22 protein-coding genes, 5 pseudogenes and 1 riboswitch are annotated in these 25292 nt (G+C 52.2%); of the genes and pseudogenes, 7 read left to right on the top strand and 20 right to left on the bottom strand.

What is annotated here, in order from left to right:
• Positions 1-164: 164 nt before the first annotated feature.
• The gene (locus KQP84_RS12800; RefSeq protein WP_215846822.1) at positions 165-416 is read left to right on the top strand and encodes a helix-turn-helix domain-containing protein; all 252 of its coding nucleotides are present in this window, start codon (positions 165-167) and stop codon (positions 414-416) included.
• Positions 409-1641, top strand: a complete 1233-nt coding sequence (locus KQP84_RS12795) for a type II toxin-antitoxin system HipA family toxin (RefSeq protein ID WP_215846821.1) — start codon at positions 409-411, stop codon at positions 1639-1641. The genes KQP84_RS12800 and KQP84_RS12795 overlap by 8 nt, the downstream gene beginning before the upstream one ends.
• Before the next feature lie 128 nt (positions 1642-1769).
• Here the strand turns inward: KQP84_RS12795 and KQP84_RS12790 are convergent, their stop codons facing one another.
• The 7 genes from KQP84_RS12790 to KQP84_RS12765 form a co-directional block, all read right to left on the bottom strand.
• Positions 1770-2825: a dihydrodipicolinate synthase family protein gene (locus tag KQP84_RS12790; protein ID WP_309140179.1), complete on the bottom strand. Its 1056-nt coding sequence runs from the start codon at positions 2823-2825 to the stop codon at positions 1770-1772.
• Positions 2789-3160 carry a hypothetical protein gene (locus KQP84_RS12785; RefSeq protein WP_215846819.1) on the bottom strand — a complete coding sequence of 124 codons (372 nt, stop codon included), beginning with the start codon at positions 3158-3160 and terminating at the stop codon, positions 2789-2791. Before KQP84_RS12785 ends, KQP84_RS12790 begins: the two co-directional genes overlap by 37 nt.
• Positions 3157-3993 (bottom strand): MFS transporter, encoded by an 837-nt coding sequence (locus tag KQP84_RS12780; protein WP_309140178.1) that lies wholly within the window; start codon positions 3991-3993, stop codon positions 3157-3159. Before KQP84_RS12780 ends, KQP84_RS12785 begins: the two co-directional genes overlap by 4 nt.
• Positions 3960-4193 (bottom strand): hypothetical protein, encoded by a 234-nt coding sequence (locus tag KQP84_RS12775; RefSeq protein WP_215846818.1) that lies wholly within the window; start codon positions 4191-4193, stop codon positions 3960-3962. The genes KQP84_RS12780 and KQP84_RS12775 overlap by 34 nt, the downstream gene beginning before the upstream one ends.
• A 122-nt stretch (positions 4194-4315) precedes the next feature.
• Positions 4316-4474: a hypothetical protein gene (locus KQP84_RS25410; RefSeq protein WP_309140177.1), complete on the bottom strand. Its 159-nt coding sequence runs from the start codon at positions 4472-4474 to the stop codon at positions 4316-4318.
• Positions 4423-5091 (bottom strand): sugar phosphate isomerase/epimerase family protein, encoded by a 669-nt coding sequence (locus KQP84_RS12770; protein ID WP_252515273.1) that lies wholly within the window; start codon positions 5089-5091, stop codon positions 4423-4425. The genes KQP84_RS25410 and KQP84_RS12770 overlap by 52 nt, the downstream gene beginning before the upstream one ends.
• A gap of 10 nt (positions 5092-5101) precedes the next feature.
• Positions 5102-6253: a Gfo/Idh/MocA family protein gene (locus KQP84_RS12765; protein ID WP_215846817.1), complete on the bottom strand. Its 1152-nt coding sequence runs from the start codon at positions 6251-6253 to the stop codon at positions 5102-5104.
• A gap of 268 nt (positions 6254-6521) precedes the next feature.
• Between KQP84_RS12765 and KQP84_RS12760 the strand changes: the two genes are divergently transcribed.
• Positions 6522-7157, top strand: a complete 636-nt coding sequence (locus KQP84_RS12760; protein ID WP_215846816.1) for a TetR/AcrR family transcriptional regulator — start codon at positions 6522-6524, stop codon at positions 7155-7157.
• A 57-nt stretch (positions 7158-7214) separates the two neighbouring features.
• Here KQP84_RS12760 and KQP84_RS12755 read toward each other — a convergent pair whose 3' ends face one another.
• The 4 genes from KQP84_RS12755 to KQP84_RS12740 all read right to left on the bottom strand — a co-directional run bounded on the left by KQP84_RS12755 (position 7215) and on the right by KQP84_RS12740 (position 11826).
• A complete protein-coding gene (locus KQP84_RS12755) occupies positions 7215-8132 on the bottom strand; it encodes a bestrophin family protein (RefSeq protein WP_215846815.1) in 918 nt (305 codons plus the stop codon).
• 421 nt (positions 8133-8553) lie between these two features.
• Entirely contained in the window at positions 8554-9264 is a 711-nt protein-coding gene (locus KQP84_RS12750; protein WP_215846814.1) for a lipopolysaccharide core heptose(II) kinase RfaY, read from the bottom strand.
• Positions 9265-9841: 577 nt separating this feature from the next.
• Positions 9842-10387, bottom strand: a complete 546-nt coding sequence (locus tag KQP84_RS26460; RefSeq protein ID WP_215846813.1) for a GTPase — start codon at positions 10385-10387, stop codon at positions 9842-9844.
• 41 nt (positions 10388-10428) lie between these two features.
• Positions 10429-11826, bottom strand: a complete 1398-nt coding sequence (locus tag KQP84_RS12740; protein WP_215846812.1) for a M24 family metallopeptidase — start codon at positions 11824-11826, stop codon at positions 10429-10431.
• A gap of 130 nt (positions 11827-11956) precedes the next feature.
• Positions 11957-12059: riboswitch (TPP riboswitch) on the top strand.
• A gap of 62 nt (positions 12060-12121) precedes the next feature.
• Between KQP84_RS12740 and tenA the strand changes: the two genes are divergently transcribed.
• The 4 genes and pseudogenes from tenA to KQP84_RS12720 all read left to right on the top strand — a co-directional run bounded on the left by tenA (position 12122) and on the right by KQP84_RS12720 (position 15283).
• Entirely contained in the window at positions 12122-12829 is a 708-nt protein-coding gene (tenA, locus tag KQP84_RS12735) for a thiaminase II (protein WP_215846811.1), read from the top strand.
• A pseudogene (locus KQP84_RS12730) lies at positions 12826-13565 on the top strand (ABC transporter ATP-binding protein). Before tenA ends, KQP84_RS12730 begins: the two are co-directional and overlap by 4 nt.
• Positions 13562-14326: an ABC transporter permease gene (locus KQP84_RS12725; RefSeq protein ID WP_215846810.1), complete on the top strand. Its 765-nt coding sequence runs from the start codon at positions 13562-13564 to the stop codon at positions 14324-14326. Before KQP84_RS12730 ends, KQP84_RS12725 begins: the two are co-directional and overlap by 4 nt.
• Positions 14319-15283, top strand: a pseudogene (locus tag KQP84_RS12720) (ABC transporter substrate-binding protein). The gene KQP84_RS12725 and the pseudogene KQP84_RS12720 overlap by 8 nt, the downstream one beginning before the upstream one ends.
• Before the next feature lie 42 nt (positions 15284-15325).
• Here the strand turns inward: KQP84_RS12720 and KQP84_RS12715 are convergent.
• From KQP84_RS12715 to KQP84_RS12680, 9 genes and pseudogenes are all read right to left on the bottom strand, one after another.
• On the bottom strand, positions 15326-16294 hold the full coding sequence (locus KQP84_RS12715; RefSeq protein ID WP_215846809.1) for an XdhC family protein: 969 nt from the start codon (positions 16292-16294) through the stop codon (positions 15326-15328).
• A complete protein-coding gene (locus KQP84_RS12710; RefSeq protein ID WP_215846808.1) occupies positions 16281-16856 on the bottom strand; it encodes a nucleotidyltransferase family protein in 576 nt (191 codons plus the stop codon). The genes KQP84_RS12715 and KQP84_RS12710 overlap by 14 nt, the downstream gene beginning before the upstream one ends.
• Positions 16857-16920: 64 nt before the next feature.
• Positions 16921-18426 carry a xanthine dehydrogenase family protein molybdopterin-binding subunit gene (locus KQP84_RS25395; protein ID WP_309140151.1) on the bottom strand — a complete coding sequence of 502 codons (1506 nt, stop codon included), beginning with the start codon at positions 18424-18426 and terminating at the stop codon, positions 16921-16923.
• On the bottom strand, positions 18408-19223 hold the full coding sequence (locus tag KQP84_RS25390; protein ID WP_309140150.1) for a xanthine dehydrogenase family protein molybdopterin-binding subunit: 816 nt from the start codon (positions 19221-19223) through the stop codon (positions 18408-18410). The genes KQP84_RS25395 and KQP84_RS25390 overlap by 19 nt, the downstream gene beginning before the upstream one ends.
• 80 nt (positions 19224-19303) lie before the next feature.
• Positions 19304-20296, bottom strand: a complete 993-nt coding sequence (locus KQP84_RS12700; RefSeq protein WP_215846807.1) for an FAD binding domain-containing protein — start codon at positions 20294-20296, stop codon at positions 19304-19306.
• Positions 20293-20780 (bottom strand): annotated as a pseudogene (locus KQP84_RS12695) ((2Fe-2S)-binding protein). Before KQP84_RS12695 ends, KQP84_RS12700 begins: the two are co-directional and overlap by 4 nt.
• A 394-nt stretch (positions 20781-21174) precedes the next feature.
• Positions 21175-21971: pseudogene (locus tag KQP84_RS12690) on the bottom strand (inositol monophosphatase family protein).
• Positions 21972-21994: 23 nt separating this feature from the next.
• On the bottom strand, positions 21995-23050 hold the full coding sequence (locus KQP84_RS12685) for an ABC transporter ATP-binding protein (RefSeq protein WP_215846806.1): 1056 nt from the start codon (positions 23048-23050) through the stop codon (positions 21995-21997).
• Positions 23047-25274: pseudogene (locus KQP84_RS12680) on the bottom strand (ABC transporter permease). The gene KQP84_RS12685 and the pseudogene KQP84_RS12680 overlap by 4 nt, the downstream one beginning before the upstream one ends.
• Positions 25275-25292 lie beyond the last annotated feature (18 nt).

Here is a 25292-nt window from a genome sequence, read left to right as displayed (position 1 = left end):
TGAGGTAACACGGGTAAACCAAGGCTATTTGGCTGTTTGTTACAAACACCGCGCTTGTTAACGTCGCGCATTTAAGAGGAAAAACGGGTTGAATATGTCACTATATAGTGACATTATGATGAATTGCGCATTATTGTCACTATATGGTGACATTTTGAGGGCTTATGCTGCCGGGTTTGAAAGCGATAGGAATGAAGTGCCGTGAAAAACGCAAAGCAAAAGGGTGGACGCAATCCGCTGCGGCTTTGCGTGCTGGCATTCAAAGAACGGTAATTTCAGAAATTGAGAACGGTGCCTACACCGGCTCGCTGAAATCCTTGACCCTTTATCTGACGGCGGTGGAACTGATATTAACCGTTCAGTCTTCAGGTTTACCGCAGTTGGATGAACTTGAGGCGCTCTTTGACGATGACTGACCTCAAACAGCTTTCACAACCTGTACGTCATATCGATGTGTATAACGGCGGTGAATACAGCGGCAAGCTCATCCACGAACACGGCAGTTACAATTTCACCTATGCTGACACCCGCCGGCGGCGCGTGTCGCTGACCATGCAGCCCGATAACAAAATGAGTTACAACGCCAGTCGGCTGTTCAACATCTTTGAAATGAATATCCCGGAAGGCTACGTTCGCTATCATATTGCTGAACGTCTACGCCGCTACGTGGGAAACATTTCAGACATGCTGTTTCTTGCTTTGCAACAGGATACGGGCATCGGTGCACTCTCATACGTGAGCAATATTGATTTGCCCACGCCAGCGCCAGAAAAGCTTGAAGAGCTGCTGAAATGGGATCACAAAGAGAGCGCATTCGAATATCTACTGAATAAATATCTGCTCAACACCTCTATTTCCGGTGTACAACCCAAAGTGATGATCAGCACTGAAAGCCGAGGCGCAGTGCTTTATCCCAATTTGATCGCGAAAACCGGCGATGAAGAGTATCCACGGCTGGCAGAAAATGAATTTATCTGCATGTCGTTGGCCAAAACCTGTGGATTACCGGTCGCGCCGTTTTGGCTGTCCGATAATAAAGAGCTGTTTATCATGGAGCGTTTCGATATCGCGGGCGATAAGCGTTTAGCGATGGAAGATTTCTGCGTCCTGGCGGGGAAAACCTCTGATCATAAGTACGCCGGCTCTTATGAAACCGGCGCCAAAATTGTCGCTCTTTTTACACGCGATCAGACTCAGGTTGAGCTTTACTGGCGCTACGTTTTGTTCAGCTGCATGGTGGGCAACGGCGATGCACATCTCAAGAATTTCTCACTGTTATATTCCGCAAACGGTGAGCCGACCCCAACACTTTCGCCGCTTTATGATGTGGTTAACACGTTTATCTATCCCACCAACGATAAAGAAATGGCGCTGAAAATGAATAAAAGCAAGCTATTCCCAGACCGGGATAGCCTGATCAAATTTGGTCGCGAACTTAAAATCATTAAACCTGCCAGCGTATTGGAGGAGTTCGCTGATTTGATTAGCGATCAGTTAGCAAACCCAGATCTGTTTGGCGAGTTTCCTGAGTTGCAGGCGGCGATCAGCCGTTCTTTAACCAAGGCGGGCGCAACCAATAACCTCTTTTTAAAAACGGATGTGAAACGGCCTAAAAAACGCAAAACAGATTCTCTGCTGTAGCCTTTTTCGACTCGCTCATACAGGCATGATCGGCGGCGGGGTGTTGCTGCCTGGCTTACTGTTCTGGTGACGTCGCCACCGCCAGGGTATTTCCCCTCCGTTTCTGCCTTGAAGCGAAGGGGAACCGTTTAAATCCCATGGAGCTTAGCCAGTAACCACATCCTTTCCGACGCAACGTCAACGTTATCGAGTAATCCCGCTTCGTCAGCCAGGCGAAACAGCATGCAATAATGTGAGAGACTGCGTGCGCTCTGCATACCGCCCAGCAGGGTAAAATGACGCTGATGTCCATTGAGCCAGGCCAGAAACACAATGCCCGATTTGTAGTACTGCGTTGGAGCGGCAAAGATATGTCGTGCCAACGGCAACGTCGGAGCAAGAATCTGATGATATTTCTGCTGATCGCCTTGCGCCAGCGCATGCAGCGCGCCGGAGGCTGCCGGTGCAATCGCATCCAAAATCCCTAGCAGTGCGTGTGAATAGCCCTGACTGTCGCCCGCAATCAATTCGGGATAATTGAAGTCGTCGCCGGTATACATTTTGACGGAGGCGGGAAGCTGACGGCGCATCTCGATTTCGCGATCTTTATCCAGCAATGAGATTTTGATGCCGTCGATTTTCGCTGCATTGTTGCGTATCACCGACAGGCAAATTTCCATGGCGCTGTGGATCTGCCCGGCGCCCCAGTAACCCCGCAGCGCCGGATCAAACATATCACCCAGCCAATGCAGAATCACCGGTTCACGCACCTGCTTTAGCACGGTGTCGTAGACGGTTATGTAATCTTCAGGCCCCTTAGCGATGGCGGCCAGTGCCCGACTCGCCATCAGGATAATGCGACCACCGCAGGCTTCAATGGCCGCAATCTGCTGTTCATAAGCATTGGTCACATCATTTAAGGTCAAACCCGTGAAATCAGTCAGGTGATCGGTGCCCGCGCCGCTGGCAATAGTAACCTGCGGAAAATCCTTTGCCTGGGCCACACTGCGTTGAATCAGCTCAAGGCTGGTTGGCCAGTCAAGTCCCATGCCGCGCTGAGCGGTGTCCATCGCTTCTGCCACGCCAAAACCCAGTGACATGAGATGGCGTCGATATTCCAGCGTTGACTCCCAGTCGATAGCCATATCACGTGTAGGATTCTGCATCTTTACAGGATCAGCGACCACGTGTGCCGCGGCAAACACCTTGCGGTTAAACACCGGTTTTGCGGTACGCTCCAGTTTCGTTGGCCTTTCACCACATAGCTGAACGGTTGCCCGTCGCTGTCCACTAAACGCACCTTATTACTGATCGTCATTTTCTGTCCCTCTCGATTAATGCTTAACCAGACGCCCATGCGGCACGGCGTCTGCGGCGTTTTTGTGGCGGAAACGGGGAGTTTACGCACACCCAGCAGCACAAAACTGCTGCAAAGGATCACTGCGGCAGCTACCAGCCACACGGGTTGCAGCGTGTAGGTTTGAGCGAAATAACCTGCCACGATGGGCGAGATGCCGCCTGCCGCCATTCCCATATTCATGACAAAGCCAATGGCCGAGCCGCGTAGAGAAGGGGAACCAGTTCGGCGGTAATAGACAGCACGATAGGCGTGATGGGATAGCCCAAGAAACCCAGCAGCATCACCAGCACAATCACCAACGGAACGGAGAGATTGACAACCATCGCCGCCATCAGAAATCCGCTGGCAATGGTGATGGTCATCAGGATGTTGCGGCGGCGAAGAAAATCGCCTTTATCGCAGTAACGGCCAAGCAGGAAGCCACCCAGCGCGCCGGTGAGTCCCAGCAAACTGGCAATGGTTCCAGCGGTACCGATCGTCAGATTTTTCACCTGCATGAGATAGCTCGGTGCCCACAGCAGCACAATCCACCAACCGGCCAGCAACACGAAGTAGTAGAAGGCCATCATCATCACTGGCGCATGACGAAACAGCGTGCGCAGCGGCACTTTCTCAGCCGCCTGACGGGCAATAAGGTCGGCCGGTTTACGATCGTTTTTGACCAATACGGCATACAGCAACGCCACGAGCATGCCCATCGCACCGGCGACATAAAACACCACGCGCCAGCCAAACACCGGCCCCAGCACCGCGCCCATCCACGTGCCGAGAAAGCCACCAATCGGATAACCCATCCAGTAAAGCGACATTACCGTAGTACGTTGCTTATCACTGGTGACATTGGCGACCTCCAGCGAGGCGGCAGGCCAGAAGATGCCTTCACCGATGCCGGTCATCACTCGGTAAAAAATCAGGCTCGATAAACTACCCGCCACGCCAGTGAACAAAGTGGCGAGCGAAAACATCATCAATCCCAGAATCAAAACCGGTTTTCCGCTGAGCTTGTCGGCAATAATCCCGGCAATAAACAGAAAGAGAATAAAGCCAAAAAGAAGGAGGAGAGCAGGATGCCGCTTTCGCCTTTACCCAGACCAAACTCAGCGGCAATCAGGCCAATCGCCGACGACACCGTCATTCGATCAACCGAGTACATCATGTATCCCAGGCCGCAAAGCACGGTGACCAGAATCATTTTTCGGGTATCTGTATTCATATTTTTCTCGACATGTCTGTTGACCGACGAAAACAGCTTTTCAGCTCTGTCAGATACAAGTGATGTTTAACCGTGTTCCTGATGGCGCATTTTGCAGGTGCGCAGCACCTCGTCAGGATCTTTCATCCACCAGTTGAGGCGGGAAAAATTTCGACTTCATGAAAACCGTCATAACCCAGTGCTTCAACGGCCAGACGAAAACCGCGAATATCGATCACGCCATCGCCCATCATGCCGCGATCTTCGAGCATGTCCTGTGTCGGGTTAAGCCAGTCGCAGATGTGAAAAGCCAGCAGTCGTTTTTCCCCGCTCGCCGGATTTCGTGATGAAAATCCGCATCCCACCACGTGTGATAGAGATCGACTGCGAGGCCCAATCCCTCATCACCCAGATCGTCAATCAGATCGTTAGCCTGCTTTAAACTATTGATGCAGGCCCGATCAGCGGCATACATTGGATGCAGCGGCTCAATGGCTAACGGCATTCCGCGGGGCCGGGCATATTCCAGCAAGGTATTCAGGCCGTCATGTACTTGCTGACGGGCGCCCGCTAAATCTTTGGAGCCAGCGGGTAATCCGCCCACCACCAACACCAGACAAGCCGCGTTTAACTCAAGCGCTTCATCCACGGCGCGAAAATTGTCGCTGAGGTTGTTATGGCGCTGTTCAGCGGTATTAGCCGGAAACATCCCGCCGCGGCAATATCCGCTGACGCTAAGTTCATGTGTTCTAATCAGCCGGGCCGTTTGCTTGAGCCCCAGCTCGGCGACCTGATCGCGCCAGGGTGAAATGCCGCGAATCTCGTGGCGGGCACAACCTTCAATAATCTGCTGGAGATTCCACTGCTGGCGAACCGTTGCCGTATTCAGCGAAAGTTTATGTGGATTGGGTCTCTGCATGATGTGATCCTCAACGCTCTAATGAAGGCACATCAATCCAGCGCCGCTCTTTCCAGCTTTTAAGTGCCAGATCCACCAGTTGCAGACCTTTGGCGCCTTCCAGCAGGCCCCAGCGATAATCGCCTTCGCCCCAAACGTGCCGCAGAAAAAGTTCCCACTGCACTTTGAACGCGTTGTCATAAGTTTGGGTTTCAGGCACTTCCGCCCAGTCGGCAAAAAAGTTATGCGTCTGGCGAACATCGGGGTTCCACACCGGTTTTGGCGTGTTGACGTTGGCTTGGGTGAAGCAATCAGTTAGACCGGCAACCGCCGAACCGTTAACGCCATCGACTTGAAAAGTCACTAAATCATCTCGGCGAACGCGAACACACCAGGAACTGTTGATTTGCACAATCGTGCCGTTGTGCAGCTCAAAGGTTGCGTAAACGGCATCATCCGCCGTGGCTTGATAGGGTTGATGTTGCTCATCCCAGCGTTGAGGAATGTGGGTTGCGCCAATACAGCTGAGACTTTTAATCTCACCAAACAGGTTGTCGATGACATAGCGCCAGTGACAAATCATATCGAGAATAATGCCGCCGCCATCTTCACTGCGATAATTCCACGATGGGCGCTGCGTAGGTTGCAGGTTGCCTTCAAATACCCAGTAGCCAAACTCGCCACGCACCGATAACACTTTACCGAAAAAGCCCGATTCATTTAGCAGCTTGAGTTTCTGCAAGCCCGGCAGCCAAAGTTTGTCCTGAACGACACCGTGGCAAACGCCTTTTTCCTGGGCGAAATGGTAAAGATCCAACGCGTCATCCAGGCCCATCGCCACCGGTTTCTCACTATAAACATGTTTACCTTTGCTGATGGCTTTTTTCAGCAGAGCAGGGCGCGCCTGGGTGGTCGCCGCATCAAAAAAGATGATGTCACTCGCGTTATCAAGTGCTTCATCAACATCCGTTCCCCAGCGGTTGATGCCAAATTCCTGCGCCAGTGCGGCGATCTTTTCCGCGTTGCGACCTATCAGGATCGGGTCAGGCATGAGGCGATCACCATTGGCCAACGGCACGCCACCTTGCTCGCGAATCTGTACAATCGAACGGATTAAGTGCTGATTTTTCCCCATCCGTCCTGTAACGCCATGCATGATGATACCAACGGGAATCTGAGCCATTCATTCACCTCATTGTTGAAAATCGCTTTGCCGCATGAGTTGTGATCGAGACGACATAACGCCTCAAATCTTCAGGAAACGATGAGCAAGCCGGTTAATAGTTATTCAACTAACTGGTTGATGGCTTCACTATAGGAGTCAAAAAACATTTTAACTTTGATCAATTTCACATAACCAACTAGTTGGTTGAAAATTTTACCTTGCTTGTTTTACCGACAAATTAAGGCACTATACTGTTGAAAAGCGCAGCGAAAATGAGGAGAGGAGTTTGGCTAACAGGGGCGTTAAAGATAAAAATGATTCGGCTGATAAACAGCAGCGTATTCTCCAGGCTGCCCGTGCAGAGTTTGCAGAGAAGGGGTTTGACGGGGCGCGTGTAGACAGTATCGCAGAACGTGCTCAGGCGAATAAACAGCTTATTTACTACTACTTCACCAACAAAGATGTGCTGTTTACTCGGGTGTTGGAAGATGCGTATCGGGATATACGTGAGCACGAAGCGGCGCTGTCGCTGGATGAAGTTCCTGCCAATGAAGCGATCCTCAAACTGGTTGAGTTCACCTGGCACTATTATCTAAAAAATCCAGAGTTCATCCGTCTGCTGAACAGTGAAAACCAACTCAAAGCGCGGCATCTCAAAGATTCATCTGTGACCGTAGAGATCAACCAGAGTTGGATCAGCATTACCAAAAGCCTGCTGGAACGCGGCGTCCTTGAAGGTAACGTTAGGACGAATATTGATGTCATGCAGCTAAATATCAATATCTCAGCGCTGGGTTTCTTTTATCTGATCAACCAATCAACGCTGTCGATTCTGTATCAAAAAGATCTCAGTGAAAAAGCGGCGCTGGCAGAGCGTTTGCGCGTGATGAAAGAGTGTATAGCCGCATGGATTAAACCCTGATGCGCGCTTTTTATGTTAAATAAACCCGGCACCCACACGCCGGGTTTAGCCCTTGAATCATGTTAAGTTGTAATGGTTGTCTGGCTTCAAGGGCTCGGGAAGCGGGTAATCACCCTGCAGCGCCTTTAAATTGCGCTCGATAATCACACAAAGCGCATCCAGCGGCAGGTCGTTGGCAGCCATACCAAAGGGATCTTCCAGTTCTTCTGCCAATGATTCCAGTGACAAAAAAGTATAGGAAACAAACACTGATACCAGCGGCGTCATGTAGTGCAAATCGGCGACCAGCGCAAAAGGCAATAGGGTACAGAACAGGTAAACGGTGCGATGCAATATCAGGCTGTATGCAAAAGGAATAGGTGTTGTCACGATACGCTCGCAACCGCCCAGCACCTGAGAGAGATGATTGATATTGGCATCAATACTTTGCCAGACAATATCAGAGATTACGCCACGTTGACGCTGTTCACCCAACCAAATCCCCATACAGAGTAATAGCTGATTACACGGCGATGGATCGTTCATTACCTGATCATGCCAGCGTGGCGGCAGTAGACGGAGCAGATCAGCGCGTCCGTCGGTTTGGCGCAATTGATGTTTCAGGCTCCAGTTAAACGCCATCATCAGTGCAGAAATTTCGCGAACCGCAGCGTCATCGGACAACAGCGTGCTTTTGATTTGGCGTAACAGCGAGCGCTGAGTGATCAACAATGAACCCCAAAGCGTGCGGGCTTCAATAAAGCGGGCATAACTGGCGTTGTTACGAAAACCAAGGAAGATAGCGATAGCCACGCCAAGTAAGCTAAAAGGTGCAAGAGTGAGGTGAACGCCCAGCGACTCGTACCATTGGTAACTCAGTACCGCGATAACAGACATCAACACGTTGAGTGACAGGCGAAACATAATTTTTGATAACACGGAACCATGCCAGACAAACAAACGGCGGAACCAGTGTTGGGAAGGACGAATAATCATAAGGTGTGATGAGGGCTGTTTAAATGTCGTTGCTAAAGAGTACGCTGGTGTAAAAACAAAATCGACCTCGAAAGCTGACAGGATAACCTGGGATGCGCGCTGTAATGGAAAGCCGGGTTTGAATGAATGAAGGTAAGATGGAAAAGGGAGTAAAGGGCTTATAGGCAGGTTTAGCGGCACCGATGTTTATCCTATTTAACATAATATACATTATGCGTACTTTGGATTATGGCGGCTAAATTCAGATGTCCGCGTTTGGCTATATCGATATGTCAGCTTTACCGCTCTTTTTCAGGCTACCCGTTTTGACGCTGCTACGCGAAAGTTACGCCGGTTTCGGCCTGCACTTGCCGCAGAAAAGCTCAGCAAGCGTCACTTTTTGGCCGAAACAGAAACACTGCGCACTTGCTGAAAATATCTTTTAAAAGGCAAACATCTTCGCCAGAACATGCTTACCGCTTTTGATTTTTTGTCGGAGGTGGAATTTCGCTTTGAGCAGATAGTAGGAAAAGTCCCTCTCTATCTCCTTGATGTTGAAACGGCTCTCCAGCGCCAGGCGATCTTCTGCCACTCTGCGTCGGGTGAACTTCTTACCGGATAAATCGATGATACGCAGCCCGTGTTCAGAAAGGATAAAGTTGCCTTTATGGGCGTCACCAGAAATGAGTTTATGTTGATGCAATAACGCCATGTTATGCACAAGGTCCTGTTTGATTACCTCAGGAATGACATCAAACTCATTCAGCACCGTGCCGGGAATGTATTCATTCAACATGATGTAGAGATCGGTATAAGGCCCCTGTTTGCGCTGCGCTAACAGGTAAACGTCATTTTGAAAACGCATGCCTCTTGACCAGAGCTCATCGTTGAGTTGAATCAGACTTAAAAAGTAATCCTTTCTGAAAAAGGATTTAAGCACCCTTTCGATTTTTTTACCGTTGGGTTTGAATACTTTCAATATATATAATTGTTCCTGGTGCTGGACCAGCATGACCTTGGTATTGTCCTTGTTGCGGAACACCTTACGTATCGGAAGACGTAAATGAACAAAATCCTCCAGGATCTCGTTATACGGAACACGACTCTCTTTGAAGCACAGCGTAAGATTATTATATTTAGTTTTGTGCAGCATAATTAGCCTACGGCCAGAGTGAAAAAATGGATAATTCCGTTAGGTATAGACCCGATCTGCGCCCTTCGCGACTCTGCGGCGGCGGAAAAGCCATACAATCGTAATAGCGGTAAAAATATCGCCATAAATACCTCCTGCAATATCTGCCAGGCCGCTGACCTTAACGGGTAAGCACCTGCAAAAAGGCAGACAATAAAAGTAGGAATTATCGACATATAGCTATAACAATCTTGTTAGAAAATGCTTAAAAGTAATAAAATTTCACCTTTATTACAGAGTGATAATAACGCTAATCAATCACTTAAGTCTCATGATTCTATTATGCGAAAATTTTCGAGCAGATTATTTACGCGCATGTCTAAACCTTCAGTAAATAACATTGAGATTCACTGAAAATAGCACGTTGGGCGTATCTTTATTACGCCTTATCCGTTAAGAAGCAGATTGATCTGTTTAACTTCGCTTGACCGAATATCCTGCATTATATGGAAATCGTTTTCTGCCTGTGGCCAACACGTTGGCTTCTTCGTTATGTATCCCCTTCTCTTTTTAACCACTGACGTCCGCTGCACCGGGTTCATTTCAACGCCCACTCTTTCCAGCAACGCTTCACCTGCTCTGCTGATAACAAGGCCACTTTTGGCATTGTTAATTCATCAAATATCGCCCGGTGATGCGCTCTATTCTTCGGGGTGGTGAAAAGCAGATATTTCAACATGTCGCTATTAATGCGATCGCGCTGATGTTCTGCCAGCACGCCACCTATTCGTTCACGCTGAAAGACGGTACGGCGAAAATAACGCATTAGCATCAAGGGTAAACTGATATCCAGTAAAATTACACCTGTTGCGCGATCCATTCTTTCCTTCAGGCAGCTGGAGTAATTACCCTCAATAATCCAACACTCTTGATCGATAGCCGCCCGATGCAGGTCTAAAAAATGCGATTTAGGTCGCGCCTGCCAATGCGTGCCAGGTAAATGATAAAGCTGATCAAGGTGTATTGCGGGGTAAGATGTTTTATGAGAAATCGCATTGGCCAGCGTCGATTTCCCACTGTTAGATGGCCCTATAATAGCGACTCGCGGTCCAAGAAAAGATAAAGAGTTAATGTCACTGCTCATCGTTAACGCCTGTTAGTCATAATGTAAATGCGACCTGCTCATTACTTAACGCGAACCAGTGCGCGCGTTTTATCCAACAAAAAAGGACGCAGATAACCTACCGTATTAGAAAGTAAAATCACCTCATCTGAAACCTTAATATTTAATACCTCTTTCAAATAACGTTTGCGAATTTCCATCCTTTTCCATACTTCGGGGAATTGTGCCGCTAGCTGCTGTTGCAATGTAATGTCTGCCAGCCCAACCGTATCTTCTATGCTACTGCCGCCATAACCCGGCAAAGAGGGAATAATATCAATCTGCAATAGCATCCCGCTGGTTAATGGAATTGTGGAATCAGGATAGATTGGTGAGCAAAGCCACTCTTCATCCGCCACCAAATGCCCCGGATTCAAATGCCAGTGATAACGCGCTTTTGGTAGAACACTCTCGACAATGGCATACATTTCTCCGCCCGTGATGCCTACCCGCAAACTCTCGAGCCAGGTCACCACGGCATGATAATACGGCGTGGCTAACTGCGTCAGCCAGTCAGAAACCGCGTCGGGCAACGCGGTGTCGTCGGCAACCGCATAGGCTGAGCGACTGGTGAGTCCACCTTTGAAGCCTACCGTCAGCGAGATCTTATCGCCCAGGCAGATGCGTTTATCCGAAGGATAAAGGTTGGCATGCGCAAAGCGATCCCCGCTGGCGGCAATCATAATAACGTTATTCGGTTGACCGTCGGCAGCCAGCAAATGGCCGATCTCTTTTTCGCTTTTGCCGAGTTCAATGCTGTCCAGCGCGCTAAGGACATTGGTTGAGGCCAAATTGGCGCCATATTCATAAAAAGCGATTTCATCTGCCCGGTTTATGCGGCGAACGCCATATTCAGGCGAGATAAATATCCCCGTTGCGTTAACAACACAATGTTGCCCCCCTGCCGCCTTCTTAACCGCATCAAGAATAAATGCAGGAACATCAAACAGGCTGCTTCGCTGCTCAGCATTGCCGGTGAAAAGCTTCCATCCGACGACGCCCACTTTTTGCCCAGCGATTAAACCTGCGCTTGCGAGCAACGTCTCTAACGGCTGTTCATGTGTCATGGGTTGATTGGGCAGCGAAAAGATCGGCGCATGCAGAGGTGATCCTGCATTACGTGCATAAGGCACAAGTTTGAGGTTCTCATTACCTATGATGTAACTAATAACACTTTGATCACTGAGTACTAAAAGTGCCTCTTCAAAACGCGGAATAAACCCCGCCAGATACTCAAAATTGCCGCCATGTTCTTTATCTGCATAGATAACCAAGTGCGCCAGCCCGTGCTGCTTCATCATATTAACCACTTCAACCACGCGTTGCTTCAGGGTTTCATCAGATAAAACGGGGCTCGCGATATGACGGAAGCATTGCGGTGGCGAAAGCGTTTGTAGCGAATAGCGTGTATCCAAAACCATGACGTGCTCCTGAAGGGTTAAAGAGAGGTTTCTCTGTTAAAAGCAGAAGGAAATTTGCAGTAAGCGTGGCTAACTCGGCCAAACCCACAATATCGACACGTTGAATTCACCCTTTAATTGACGTATAAAAAGTGTCTCCGAGGGGTGTCCTGAAATGGGCTGAGATGGCGTAAGCCGAACCCTTTGAACCTGATCTGGGTCATGCCAGCGAAGGGACGGGTTGGCAATATTGCACTCAGCAAATGCCTGTTCTTACCTCAGTATGCCCGGATCTCCACTTATCACTGGAGGTCCCATGTCTCTCTCAATGTTCAATGATGGCTTATATGGCCGTCTTCGCCAGCAGGCGGGTCAACACTGGCACGATTATGTCTCGCACACTTTTGTGCAACAGCTCGCTGCGGGTACCCTGCCGCACGCCGCTTTTCAGCGTTATCTCACGCAAGATTATCTCTTCCTGCTGCATTTTGCCCGCGCTTACGCCTTGTTGGTCAGCAAACTCCACACACTACCCGAAATGCGTGCGGCAACCACATCCCTCAACGCTATTGTCAGTGAGCTGCCCTTGCATCTCACGTATTGCGCGCAATGGGGATTGAGCGAAAGCGACATCGTCAACGACGCTGAAGCGCCAGAAACGCTGAACTACACCCGCTACGTTTTGGATATTGGACATTCCGGTGATGCGCTGGATTTGCTGGCGGCATTGATGCCTTGTGTCGCAGGTTATGCCGAAATTGGGCTTGGTTTATTAAACAATCCCGCCACTGTGATGCGCGATAATCCCTATGCTGCGTGGATACAAAACTATGGCGATGAAAGCTATTTGGCTGGCGTGCAGGCTTCACTGACGCTGTTTGAAAATATTGCCCGCCAGCGCGGTGGTGAAAGCCGTTTTGATGCGCTAGCCAATATCTTCACCACTGCAACGCGCTTAGAGAGCGCATTTTGGCAAATGGGACTCAATGCCGGTAACACTTCAAACGCGTTGATTTCCGCATGAAGCCGCTAAGCGCCATTCCCGGTATTAAAGTACGCGATCTCAGCTTACAGTTCGGTGAGCAGATCATTTTTGACCGGCTGAATATGGATATCACCGGCGGCGAATTCGTGGCGCTTCTGGGGGCCAGCGGTGCAGGGAAAAGCAGCTTGTTACGCATTATTGCTGGCCTTGCGCCACCCACGTCTGGCTCGGTAACGGGCAGCGATAATCAACCCTTGGCGGGTCGCATTGCCTGGATGGGGCAAAAAGATCTGCTTTATCCGTGGTTATCGGTGATAGATAACGTGGCACTGGGCGCGCGTTTGCGGGGCGAAAAAGTCGATCGCGATTGGGCAAGGCATTTGCTGGCGCGCGTAGGCTTGAGCCGCGAAGAAAAATCCCTGCCGGCCACCCTTTCCGGCGGTATGCGTCAGCGTGCTGCGCTGGCCCGTACCCTCTATGAACGGCAACCGATTGTATTGATGGATGAGCCGTTCTCCGCGCTGGATGCCATTACCCGCACGCAAATTCAAACCTTGGCGGCTGAATTACTGGCACAACATACCGTGCTGTTGATTACCCACGATCCCGCTGAAGCCTGCCGCTTGAGTCACCGTTTGTTGGTGCTTTCTCCTATCCTTTCGGCATTGACGACTCGCACAGCATTGCTGGATTACCGCCGCGTGCGCCCGACGATCTCGATTCGATGAGAAGTCAGGCTGAGCTGTTGCAACAACTGATCAAGGCGGCAGGATGAAACACAATCGTCTGGCACGCAGCAGGCGTGGGCTCAGCGTGTTTATCGGCCTGATTGGCGTTTGGTGGCTGGCAACAACATGGGGTGACATCCCTGCTTTCTTGCTGCCCGCGCCGCGCGCCGTGCTGCTTGCCGCCTGGGATAATGCGCCGTTCCTCGCCTACCACTCGCTGATTACGCTGTCAGAAATTGCCAGCGGATTCGTCATCGGTGTCTTGCTCGGTTGTAGCCTGGCGCTGTGCATGATCTACTCGCCACGACTGCAACGTTGGCTGATGCCGCTGGTATTGACCAGCCAGGCGATTCCGGTGTTTGCGCTGGCCCCGCTGCTGGTGCTGTGGTTTGGCTTTGGCATGAGCGCAAAAGTGGTGATGGCAGTGTTAGTGATTTTCTTTCCGGTCACATCCACGTTTTTCGACGGTATGCGCCGCGTCAATAACGACTACCTCGATTTAGCCCGCACCCTGCGCGCTTCGCCGTATGCCCAGTTACGTCACGTACGCCTGATGGCGGCCTTGCCTGCGTTTGGTTCAGGATTGCGCATGGCCGCCGCCGTGGCCCCGATCGGCGCGATCATCGGCGAATGGGTCGGTTCGGCTGAAGGATTGGGCTACGTCATGCTGAATGCCAATGCTCGAATGCAGAGTGATATGTGCTTTGCCGCCCTGTTTATTTTGGTGCTGATGACGCTTCTGCTTTGGAGCGTGATTGATGCTTTGCTGAAACGTGTAATCAACTGGATGCCTGACAACGATGAATAACCTCAATCCCCCACGTAAAACCCTGTTTAAAACGCGACTAACCGCCCTGATTGCCAGCGCCGTTTTAGCCACCAGCGCCAGCGCCAATGAAAAACTCACGCTCATGCTCGACTGGTACATCAATCCCGACCACGCGCCAATCATGGTGGCTGAGCAGATCGGCGCATTTAGCGCGCAGGGGCTGGATGTGCAGATTATCCCCCTTCCGATCCCGCTTTACCGCCCCGCCTTGTGGCGGCTAAACAGGCCGATTTAGCCATTACCTATCAGCCGCAAATCCATTTTTTTGCCGATCAGGGTTTGCCGCTGGTACGCGTAGGCACCTTAATTAACACGCCGCTTAACACCGTTATTTCGTTGGATAAAAGCATTAAGACGCCAGCCGATCTCAACGGTAAAACCGTGGGATATTCTGTGAGCGGCATTGAGCAGGCGACATTGGCCACCATGCTCAAACATGAAAATCTCAACGCAAACGCAGTCAAACTGATCAACGTAAACTTTCAGCTCACCAGCGCCCTGTTAACCGGAAAGGTGGATGCCGTGATTGGCGGCTACCGCAATATCGAAGCATTGGAGATGACATTGCAGGGTAAAGATCCGGTTGTGCTTAACGTCGAGGATTATGGCGTCCCGGCTTACGATGAATTAATTATTGTGGCTAACCGCGATGCCGTTGCCGAACCGAAGATCAAAAAGTTTCTTATCGCGCTAGAGAAAGGTACAGCCTATTTACGTGCGCATCCTGAAGAGAGCTGGAACGTTTTTGCTCGTCAGCATCCTGAGTTAAATACCCCGTTGAATCATCAGGCGTGGATGAAGACGCTGCCGCTGTTTGCCACGGAGCCTGCGAAGTTAGATAAACCGCGTTATCAGGCTTATGAGCAGTTTTTATTTGATAACAAGCTGATTAAGAAAATCACGCCAGTTGAACAATACGCGACAGAAATTAATTAACGTGTTGGGTTAGCCTTGTTGCGGGCTAACCCACTTCAGCGGTTAAAGGTTTTTGACCCTTACCACATCTGCCATCACCGACAAGGCGATCTCTGCCGGTGTTTTACTGCCAATCCTAATGCCCACGGGCGCCTGAATGCGTGTCAGCTCTTCTTCACTCAGTCCCCCAATCTCCACCAGCCGCTGTCGGCGTTTAGCGCTGTTTTTAACTGAACCCATCACACCGAGATAAAACGCAGGGGTATTAACCGCCTCCATCATGGTGAGTTCATCAATACGCGGATCGTGCGTCAGAGAAAGTATCGCCACCTTACTGCTGATTTCATGCTTCTCCAGCCACTTAGCCGGATGCTGCGGCACAATAGTGACATGATATTCCGCGCCAAAATGGCGTTCTGTTTCAGCCAGCTGCTCGGGGCGATGTTCACAGACGGTGATCCTAAAACCGAGGATCAGCGCAAGCCGAATGCACTCAAACGCCACCACCGAATAACCGGCAATCAACAGTTGCGGCACCGCACCTACGGGGATCACGACCTGATTCTGCTGATGCGATAACGCGGGCAGTACATGCGCTGTAGAAACGATCTCCCACGCGGCGCGTTGCCCAAGCTGCACATTCTTTACCAGATGCTGTTTACCGATCAACGCGGTTTGCATGGCGGTAAGCAATGCATAACTCTCCGTGTCAGCGGGAAGATACTCGATCAACACATCCACACTGCCGCCGCACGGCAACGCAACATTGGGACGTAATCCCCCTTCGCCATAGCGCACAATTTGGCTGCTATCACGATAGGCACCTGACGCCAGCTGTTGCAGAAAATCTTCCTCAATACAGCCGCCCGAAAGCGAGCCGCAATGTTCACCCTGAATGTTAATGGTCATCATGGTGCCGGGCGCACGCGGTGACGAGCCATACGTATGCAAAACGGTACAGAGCCACACCGGCTGCTGTAACTGATGCCAGCACAAAGCACAATCAATAACCCGTTGATCAAGCGTAATCATTCTGTTCTCCCGAGTTCAGGTTGACGGGATAATCGATATCGTGAAGGCATCCGGGATCGTGCAACGTAATTAAGGTGGCGGGATGCGCCGCCAGTATCGAACGCGCCCCTTCATCCTTGTGCAAATCCACCAGCTGGGGATAGAAAATTCGACTGAAGCCCACCGGATGACCGGCCTGAGCATCCACCAGCGGCCTGACTATGGATTCAGTCGCTAGCGCATGTATAACAGCCAAATAGCTGGATGTTTTTAGCCACGGCATATCACCGAGCGCGATAATCCAGCCGTCATAGTCCGCCGTTGCACGGACGCCTGCAGCAATCGACTCACCCAACCCCTGGCTCTGGCAATAGATGGGCTGACATCCGTTGAGCAGCGCGTGTATCGCCCGATCTTCTGGCTGGGTAACAACGTACACGTCGGCGCCCGTCGCCAGGGCGTGGCGCAGGGTATGCGATAACATGGGAAGCCCCTGAATCTCAGCCAACAGTTTTTGACCGCCGCCCTGCTCGCGAAAACGCCGCCCGAAGCCAGCAGCCATCACCAAAATTGCCACGTTCATTTATGCGTACCGAGGTAAAGGCCACAAACGAGGCGCAGGCAAAAGCCCTGCGCGCAGTATCCAATCAAATCAGTTTTTCCATGGTGATGGGCAATTCACGTACGCGCTTACCGGTTGCGTGGAACACCGCATTACTGATTGCCGCAGCCATGCCGACAATACCCAGTTCACCCACCGCTTTGCCGCCCATCGTTGTAGCCTTGTAATCTGGCTGACCGACATCAATCGTAGTGATTTCTGGCACATCTGCACTCACCGCCACCAAATAATCGGCGAGATTATTATTGATAACCCGACCATTACGCGGATCAAGGGTGCCTTCTTCCAACAACGCTTGTCCCAGTCCCATCACCATTCCCCCAATCCACTGGCTGCGTGCCAGCGCGGGGTTATAGAGCCTTCCGCTGTCAAAAGCACCGACCATACGCTTCACGCGTACCGTGCCGAAGTCTTCATCCACGCGAACTTCAACAAACAGCGCGCTCCAGCTATGTGCCGAAACATCTTCTGGCCGCGTAATGGTATTGAGTGCGCTGAGCATTTTGTCGCGCTCTTCAGCGGAGGCATTACCTTTAAAGGTATCAGCAGAAAGTGCAAGCGAAGGTAAACCCGCTAATGACAGCAACTGTTCAAACGTCACTTTACGGTTGGGACGCATAGTCATCGCCACGCCGTTATCCATGACCACTAACTTGTCACGCGGTGTACCAAACAACGGTGAATCAGGGGTTTCGATGGCCAGCGTGAACAGACGTTCACGTAAAGCCAGCGCCGTTTTAAACACGGCCGCGGTGAGATTACCTGCCAACTGAGACCCGCCGGCCACGCCCGCTGACGGCAGGCGCGAATCGCCCAGTTCAACCTGAATACGATCTTGTGGAATTTTCAGCACATCGGCTGCGGTCTGCGCCAGGATAGTGTAAGTGCCGGTCCCGATATCCGCGCCCGCGCTCTTCACCGTAAGGTGTCCATCCGGTTGCAGAACCAGAGTCGCTTCCGCCGGTTGCAGGTTCACTGGATAGGTTCCACTGGCCATTCCCCAGCCGATCAGCTCTCGCCCTTCGCGCATCGAACGCGGTTCCATACTGCGTTTACTCCAGCCGAATGCTTCAGCGCCCTTTTGATACGCCTCTTTCAGCTGGCGAGAACTCCAGGGTTTACCCTGTTGATAATCGTGATCGGCCCAGTTTTTTATGCGCAACGCCAGCGGATCCATATTCAGTGCATAGGCCATTTCATCCATGCTGACTTCCAGGCTAAACGCGCTGGGGTTTTCACCTGGCGCGCGCATCCATCCAGGCGTCACGGTGTTAATCGGGACAACGCGATGATGAGAGGTCACGTTCTCAATCGCATACATCCGCGCAGTGACACGGTTGGTGCCTTCGGCAAACACATCATCAAGGGACGTTTCGTTATAGCCATCATGAATAATGGCGGTGATTTTACCGTCGCGCGTTGCGCCCATCTCCAGAGATTGATGGGTAGACGCACGGCCACCAAAACCGGTAAAGGTTTGCGGGCGCGTTAGCGCGACTTTCACCGGACGCTTCAGTTCACGTGAGGCCACGCAGGCGAGTGCAACGTGAGTGGCAGGCGACGCTTTTGACCCGAACCCCCACCAACATAAGGTGAGATAATCTCAACATTGCTGATATCGATTCCCATCCATTCAGCAATGGCGGTACGCGCGCCCGCAACCCATTGGCTCGGTTCCCACACGGTCAGCTTGTCATCCTGCCAGTGCGCGATACAGGCGTGCGGTTCCATCGGCTGGTTGTATTCACGCGGCGTAATAAATTTATTTTTAATTCGCACCTCGGCCTGTTCCATTGCCTGCTGCGCATTTCCCATGGTGATCGTCAGCGAATCCTGATCCTGCGGTTTAGCGCCTTTGTCTTCCGGGAAAATCAGCGCGGGCGTCTCGGCGTACGCCACTTTAATCAGGGAGGCGGCATGTGTTGCCTGCTCAAAGGTTTCTGCCACCACCAAGGCAATGTTCTGCCCGTTATGGATGATGCGATCGTTCTGAATCGGGAGATAGGTGGTTTGGGCAGCACCGCCCTCAGGAATCGACCTCGGTTTGTTAATTTTCAGGCTATTGAGGTGCGAATAAACGGCCAGTACGCCTTCTGCGCGGCGGGCCGCCTGTGTCTCCATTGCCGTTATGCGGCCGCTGGAGACAGTTGATTGTACTACCACGCCATACAGCACGTTTTCAACCTGATGTTCAGCGGCATACGTGGCGTGCCCGCTGACTTTTAACGTGCCATCTTTACGCTGTGGCGCAGCACCTAAACCCTGTTGAGGCGGCGTCTGTTCAGAAAGGGGCAGCTGATGTTGTTGTTCGGCGCGAACGCTTTTCACGTGGAGACCTCCTGCGGCCATCACCGACACAGCGGCGGTGGCCTTGAGCAAATTTCTGCGCGTTTTGTCAGTGTGATTTTTCATGAAGGCTTCCCTACCGCTAATAAGGCCCGACTGATGACGCGCGGAATCAGGACAATTTTGGCTTGGTTATGCGACAGCGCTTTGGCGTTAATCACCGCCAACTCGGATGCCTGACGGATCAGCACTTCACTGAAGGCTTTACCGCGCAACGCATCTTCCACTTCATAAGCACGCCAGGGTTTGGTGGCCACGCCGCCGATAGCAATGTGCACATCGTTAATGATGTCGCCTTGCATCTCAACGCCCACCGCCGCGCTGGCCGCCGCAAATTCATAAGATGCGCGATCGCGCACTTTCAAATAGTGAGACTGCCGTAACGCGGCAGACAAAGGCACCTCTACGCCGACGATCATCTCGTCGGCGGCAATATCATGTTCTTGATGTGGCGTGTCGCGTGGTAGCAGAAAGAACTTTTCAACCGGTACACGACGTTCCTGCTGTTGGCTATTGCGGAGGATCACCTGCGCCTGAAAAGCGGTTAACGCCACGGCCAAATCACCCGGATAAACCGCCACGCACGCTTCGCTGGCACCTAAAATAGCGTGACCGCGATTGATTCCTTCAATTGCCGAGCAGCCCGATCCGGGTTGACGCTTGTTACACGCGGGGAACGTAGCGGGATCGCGGAAATAGCCGCAGCGCGTACGCTGCCGTAAATTGCCGCTAATGGTCGCCATATTACGGATTTGCGGTGAGGCTGCCTGCCAGAGGCTTTCATAGATAGCAGGTGCCAGACGCTGACACTCTTTATCTGCTGCCAGCTCGCTCATGCGAACCAGGGCGCCCACACGTAACGTATCGTGACTGAAATTGATGTCGCGCAGCGTGGTTAAGCGGGAAATATCCACCAGCTGTGGCGGCGCTTCAACATTGCATTTCATTAAGTCGAGGAGCGTGGTCCCCCCGGCTAAAAAACGTGAGAATTCAGCCACGTTGAGCTTAACGGCTTCGTCGGCGCAGGCGGGGGTTTTAAAGATAAACTCATTCATGATGCATCCCCTGACATTTCTGCTGCGGCCTGTTTTACCGCCTCAACAATGTGGGGGTACGCACCACAGCGGCAAAGATTGCCACTCATATATTCGCGAATTTCAGCGTCGCTACCGGCGTGGCCCTCTTTGATGCAGGCGACGGCAGACATGATTTGGCCCGGCGTGCAGTAACCGCATTGGAAGGCATCATTAGCCATAAAGCAGGATTGCACCGGATGCAGTTTGCCCTGTTTATCCGCCAGCCCTTCGATAGTGGTGACTTTCCCGCCTTGCGCTTGTGCCGCTAACGTCAAACAACTCAATACGCGCTGCCCGTTTACGTGCACAGTACAAGCACCACATTGACCCTGATCGCACCCTTTTTGGTGCCGGTTAATTGCAAATGCTCACGCAGCGCATCCAACAGCGTTACCCTTGGATCAATAGTCAGGTGTTGCGTCTCATCGTTGATCATCAACTGAAGAGTTATTTTCTCAGACATTGCGATTACCTGTTCCAGTGAAGGGAAATGGCCATAAAGGTGTAAAACACCGACCGGCTAAAAGTAAAAAATCCGCGAAGCTTCTCGTCGTCTACCTGTTTTCTGCGCAGCATATCGCGTGCTTTTTTTACTGTGCAGCACAAAAACCACACCAAGGATGTGTAATAAAAATCCTAACAGAAATATTTCTAGCCATTATGCCTATTCATTTATGAGCCTATTTAGTTGAACTAATAAATGATTTAAGCGAGAGGTGATCGCACAGCGGGTTAATTGTCTTTACGGCGTTGGAGGGGCTGCTTTACAGAAGAGATGCTCGCTTTGCATCGAAGTGGCGCAAAGGTGATGTCAATGAACACCGCAGGCGGGGTTAACGGCCTGCGGTGTCGAGGAGTCAGAGACCGGCAATGCGCCGTAAATCGGCTTCGGCGCCCGGTGCCACTGCTAAAACCTGCGCACCCTTAGTGAGGCGTTCGCCTTCGGTATTAAACGGATGATACCAACCGCCCGCCTCTTTCACTAAACAGTAACCCGCCAGACAATCCCAGGCGTGCATATAGGGTTCGTAATAGCCAACGACGCGTCCTGCCGCTACCCACGCCAGCATCAGCGCACCCGAACCGATGCGAATAAAATTACCCCCGCAGCCAGCAGAGACGCGAGGATTTCGCCCACTTTTTCCGGGCTGACATAACTGTTCGCCCCAAAACCGGTGACATGATTTTGTAAGGTTCGCGTAGCATCAACCTGTAATGTGCGGCCATTCAACGTCGCGCCCTGGCCCAACGCCGCCACGTAACACTCCTGATAAAAAGGCGCGAAAATCACGCCGATCACCGGCACGCCTTCATGCAGTACCGCCACTGACACGCACCAGTTCGGCATGCCATTCAAAAATGGGCTGGTGCCATCGATCGGATCGACCACCCACGTATACGCCGAGCTTCCCGGCTGCAATCCATATTCTTCACCGAGGAATCCATCGTCGGGAAACGTGTCCCTAATGCGGGCGGCGATCAGCTGCTCCACTTCACGATCGGCAATTGACACCACATCCTGCAAATCATGCTTGGTTTCTATCACCAACGTTTCGCGGCGATTGAAATAATCTAAGGCAACCGCGCCGCCGCTGCGCGCCACGGCTTCCGCTAACGCCAGACGTGCGGAAAGTTCACTGTTTTGCTGTTCCATAGGTTCTCCTTGAAGTTAACCGGTTAACGCGCGATCAGGGCCAAACCCTGCGGTTTAAAATCCACGGCAACGCGGGTCGATAACGCCAGCCGTTGCTCCATCATTGAATCGACGATAAACAGCGAACCCAGTTCGGTTTGCACTTCATATTCAATGTGATTGCCAAGCCAGGTGCTATGGGTAATTTCGCCTTTTAATGCGCCCGTACCTTCACCGCGTAACGTAATAAATTGCGGCCGCACCGCCAGCTGCGCAGCACCTTTCTGCGCGCCCTCTCCACGTATGCGATATTGCTGGCTGCCAATCCTGACCAGCGCCTCGCTGCCTTCCAGCTGTTCGACTTCACAGGGCACAATGTTAGCTTCTCCCATAAAATCAGCGATGAAGACCGAGCTGGGCGAGTGATAAAGCGTTTCCGGCGCGCCCTGCTGAGCAATATCTCCTTCTTTCATGACAATAATCTTGTCAGAGACCGCCAGCGCCTCTTCCTGATCGTGCGTCACATACACAGCGGTAAATCCCAGCCGCTGTTGCAGATCACGAATATCGGTACGTACTCGCCTTCTTAACCGTTCATCCAGGTTGGATAAGGGTTCATCCAGTAACAGCACCTGCGGCTCCAGCACCAACGCTCGCGCCACCGCGATACGCTGCTGTTGCCCACCGGATAACTCCGAGGGCAGCCGCTCTCCCTGATGCTCCAGCCCAACCAGCTTCAACCCTTCACGCGCCCGATCCTGCGCTTCCCGCTTGGTGAGCCCAGAGGAAAGCAGCCCATACATGACATTGTCTAAGGCGTTCATATGCGGAAACAGCGCATAGGATTGAAACACCATCGCCACATCCCTTTCGTTGGCCGGCAACTGCGTAACATCTTTACCCCCAATCAAAATGCGGCCCGAGGTGGGATGCTCCAGCCCGGCCAGCAGCCGCAACGTGGTGGTTTTCCCACAGCCGGAAGGCCCCAGCAACGTGACCAGCGTACCCGGCTCAACCGTTAAGGAGAGATCGGGTAGCGCGGTGAATCCGGCGAAGCGTTTGGAGACATGTTCAAAAACAACCGATCCGGGTGAGATCATACGATTCGCTCCTGAGTTAATACCGAAGGGGGCGGCGTGGGAACGTCCACGCTGCGGGTGCTGCGACGTAAGCGGCGTTCGCCCACCAGCAGCTGAAACGCGCCGATAATGACTAACATCACCACAATCAACACGGATGAATAAGCAATGGCGACGCCATACTCACCGTTTTCAACCAGCCCGACGATGTAAGACGTCGCCATGTTGTATTGGGCGCTGACCAGAAAAATCACGGCACTGATGGAGGTGATGGCGCGCACGAAGGCATACACCAGCGCCGCGCTGATTGCCGGTTTGAGCAGCGGCAGCACCACTTTGCGTAAGGTGCGGAAACTGTTGGCACCCAGAGTTAATGAAGCTTCATCAAGACTTTTATCGAGCTGGCTCATGGCCGCAATGCCACCACGCACGCCGACCGGCATATTGCGGAAGACGAAGCAGGCAATCAGGATCATCGCGGTGCCGGTGATTTCCAGCGGCGGCAAGTTGTAAGCCATGACGTAGCTGACGCCGATAACGGTGCCGGGGATGGCGAAGCTCAACATCAACATGAATTCAAACGTCTGCCGCCCCGCAAATTTCTGCCGTACAATCAGCCAGGCGGTAAGCAGGCCAACAATGGCGGTGAGCGGCGCAGCAATCAAGGCGATCTCCAGCGTGGTCCAGAACGAGTTCCACGCCACGCCGCTCCATATCAGGCTGCCATCACTGACGCTGACGCTGAAGGCGTGAATATAGTGATCGAGAGTGAGATTATTATTGAGCCCCCAGGATTGCACGAACCCGCCGATCAGGATCATGCCGTAAATCACCAGGGTAAAAATGCCCCAAGGGATCACCAGGCCATACACGCTGTAACGTACCGGTGCGGGCAATTTACCGTGTGTGCCGCCATCACCTTTGCCGGTCACGGTGGCAAAGCTTTTGCCAGACAGCCACAGGCGCTGGATCAGGAATGCCGCCAGCGTGAAGCCCAGCAGAATCATCGCCAGTACCGCCGCGCGGCTCGGATCATTTTGTGCACCGACAACCGAGAAGAAAATCTCGGTTGAAAGCACGCCGTGACTGCCACCCAACACCATCGGATTACCAAAGTCCGCCATGCTTTCGATAAAGCTAATTAAGAAGGCATTTGCCAGACCCGGCGCCATCAGCGGCAGCGAAACCCGGCTGAAGGTGCGCCAACGATTAGCGCGTAAGGTTTGTGATGCTTCCTCCAGAGAAGGACTGACGCCCTCCACCACCCCAATCAGTACCAGAAAAGCAATGGGGGTAAAGGAGAGCACCTGCGCAATCCAGATACCGGTTAAGCCATATAACCAGCGGCCGGGTTCAATACCAAACAGCGTGGCGAGATGCGCAGTGACGACGCCCGAACGGCCAAATAACAGAATCAACGCCAGACCAATCACAAATGGCGGCGTGATGATGGGCAGAATGGTCAGCATGCGCAGCGCTTTTTACACGGCAACGGCGTACGCGTGGCCGCCAGCGCAAAGGCCAATCCCAGCAACGTGGATCCGCTGGCGGTCATCAGAGCCAGCCACAAGGTGCGCCAGGCGGTGCCGCAGGTGCCACCAGCCAGACATGACAAGCTCCAGATTGAGGGATCTTGCATATTGTTGATCAGGCCATCGGGTTTAAAGCTGCCGTCAATATCCTGCACCGAGGCCACAAACAGGCTCAGCACGGGATACAGCACAAAGGTCGTGACCAGCGCCACCAGCAAAACAATGGATGCCACGACAAATGCATCGCCCCGCAGTACGCCACGCTCAGCCAGCGCAAACGAGAAAATAAGCAAAAAAACGGTCAGCAGCAGCAGCGCGCCTGCGCCCATTGCGGGTTGGCCTTGCGCCAGCGGGCCAAGCAGATTTTCCAGCCAGATCCAGTTCCAGCCGCTGTAACCGATCGCGTGTCCCTCGACAACCAGATAAGCGACGCCGACTGCGCTCAGACCCAGCAACAGCAAACTTCGCGTCTGACCTGAAGGCAACAGGCAACTGGCTCCGCAAAGTAAAAATAGCCCGGTTGCGATAGCCAGCCACGGATGTTCAAACGTAACAATCTGCCATAGCGCGGGCGCGCTGGCAGCATCGCCCCATAACGTCGTTAGCCAGCCGCCATCGAAAAAACCATTTTCAAGGCTATACCACGGCAGCAACGTCAGCGCGATAGCGCCCGCGATCAGTACGCCGCTTAAGCGGCGATTATACGCATTCATGAATTACCTCGACCCTGT

The sequence above is a fragment of the Candidatus Pantoea bituminis genome (assembly GCF_018842675.1).
Lineage (GTDB): Bacteria > Pseudomonadota > Gammaproteobacteria > Enterobacterales > Enterobacteriaceae > Pantoea > Pantoea phytostimulans.
Note: the sequence above shows the minus strand (reverse complement) of the source record. Positions and strands in the feature narration are given on the sequence as shown.

What these genes read in the sequence shown, in the direction of transcription:
- KQP84_RS12800 (WP_215846822.1), top strand. Translation starts at nt 165, where the DNA reads ATGCTGCCGGGTTTGAAAGCGATAGGAATGAAGTGCCGTGAAAAACGC.
- KQP84_RS12795 (WP_215846821.1), top strand. Translation starts at nt 409, where the DNA reads ATGACTGACCTCAAACAGCTTTCACAACCTGTACGTCATATCGATGTG.
- KQP84_RS12785 (WP_215846819.1), bottom strand. Translation starts at nt 3,160, where the DNA reads ATGAATATGGGAATGGCGGCAGGCGGCATCTCGCCCATCGTGGCAGGT.
- KQP84_RS12775 (WP_215846818.1), bottom strand. Translation starts at nt 4,193, where the DNA reads ATGAATACAGATACCCGAAAAATGATTCTGGTCACCGTGCTTTGCGGC.
- KQP84_RS12770 (WP_252515273.1), bottom strand. Translation starts at nt 5,091, where the DNA reads ATGCAGAGACCCAATCCACATAAACTTTCGCTGAATACGGCAACGGTT.
- KQP84_RS12765 (WP_215846817.1), bottom strand. Translation starts at nt 6,253, where the DNA reads ATGGCTCAGATTCCCGTTGGTATCATCATGCATGGCGTTACAGGACGG.
- KQP84_RS12755 (WP_215846815.1), bottom strand. Translation starts at nt 8,132, where the DNA reads ATGATTATTCGTCCTTCCCAACACTGGTTCCGCCGTTTGTTTGTCTGG.
- KQP84_RS12750 (WP_215846814.1), bottom strand. Translation starts at nt 9,264, where the DNA reads ATGCTGCACAAAACTAAATATAATAATCTTACGCTGTGCTTCAAAGAG.
- KQP84_RS26460 (WP_215846813.1), bottom strand. Translation starts at nt 10,387, where the DNA reads ATGAGCAGTGACATTAACTCTTTATCTTTTCTTGGACCGCGAGTCGCT.
- KQP84_RS12740 (WP_215846812.1), bottom strand. Translation starts at nt 11,826, where the DNA reads ATGGTTTTGGATACACGCTATTCGCTACAAACGCTTTCGCCACCGCAA.
- tenA (WP_215846811.1), top strand. Translation starts at nt 12,122, where the DNA reads ATGTCTCTCTCAATGTTCAATGATGGCTTATATGGCCGTCTTCGCCAG.
- KQP84_RS12725 (WP_215846810.1), top strand. Translation starts at nt 13,562, where the DNA reads ATGAAACACAATCGTCTGGCACGCAGCAGGCGTGGGCTCAGCGTGTTT.
- KQP84_RS12715 (WP_215846809.1), bottom strand. Translation starts at nt 16,294, where the DNA reads ATGATTACGCTTGATCAACGGGTTATTGATTGTGCTTTGTGCTGGCAT.
- KQP84_RS12710 (WP_215846808.1), bottom strand. Translation starts at nt 16,856, where the DNA reads ATGAACGTGGCAATTTTGGTGATGGCTGCTGGCTTCGGGCGGCGTTTT.
- KQP84_RS12700 (WP_215846807.1), bottom strand. Translation starts at nt 20,296, where the DNA reads ATGAATGAGTTTATCTTTAAAACCCCCGCCTGCGCCGACGAAGCCGTT.
- KQP84_RS12685 (WP_215846806.1), bottom strand. Translation starts at nt 23,050, where the DNA reads ATGATCTCACCCGGATCGGTTGTTTTTGAACATGTCTCCAAACGCTTC.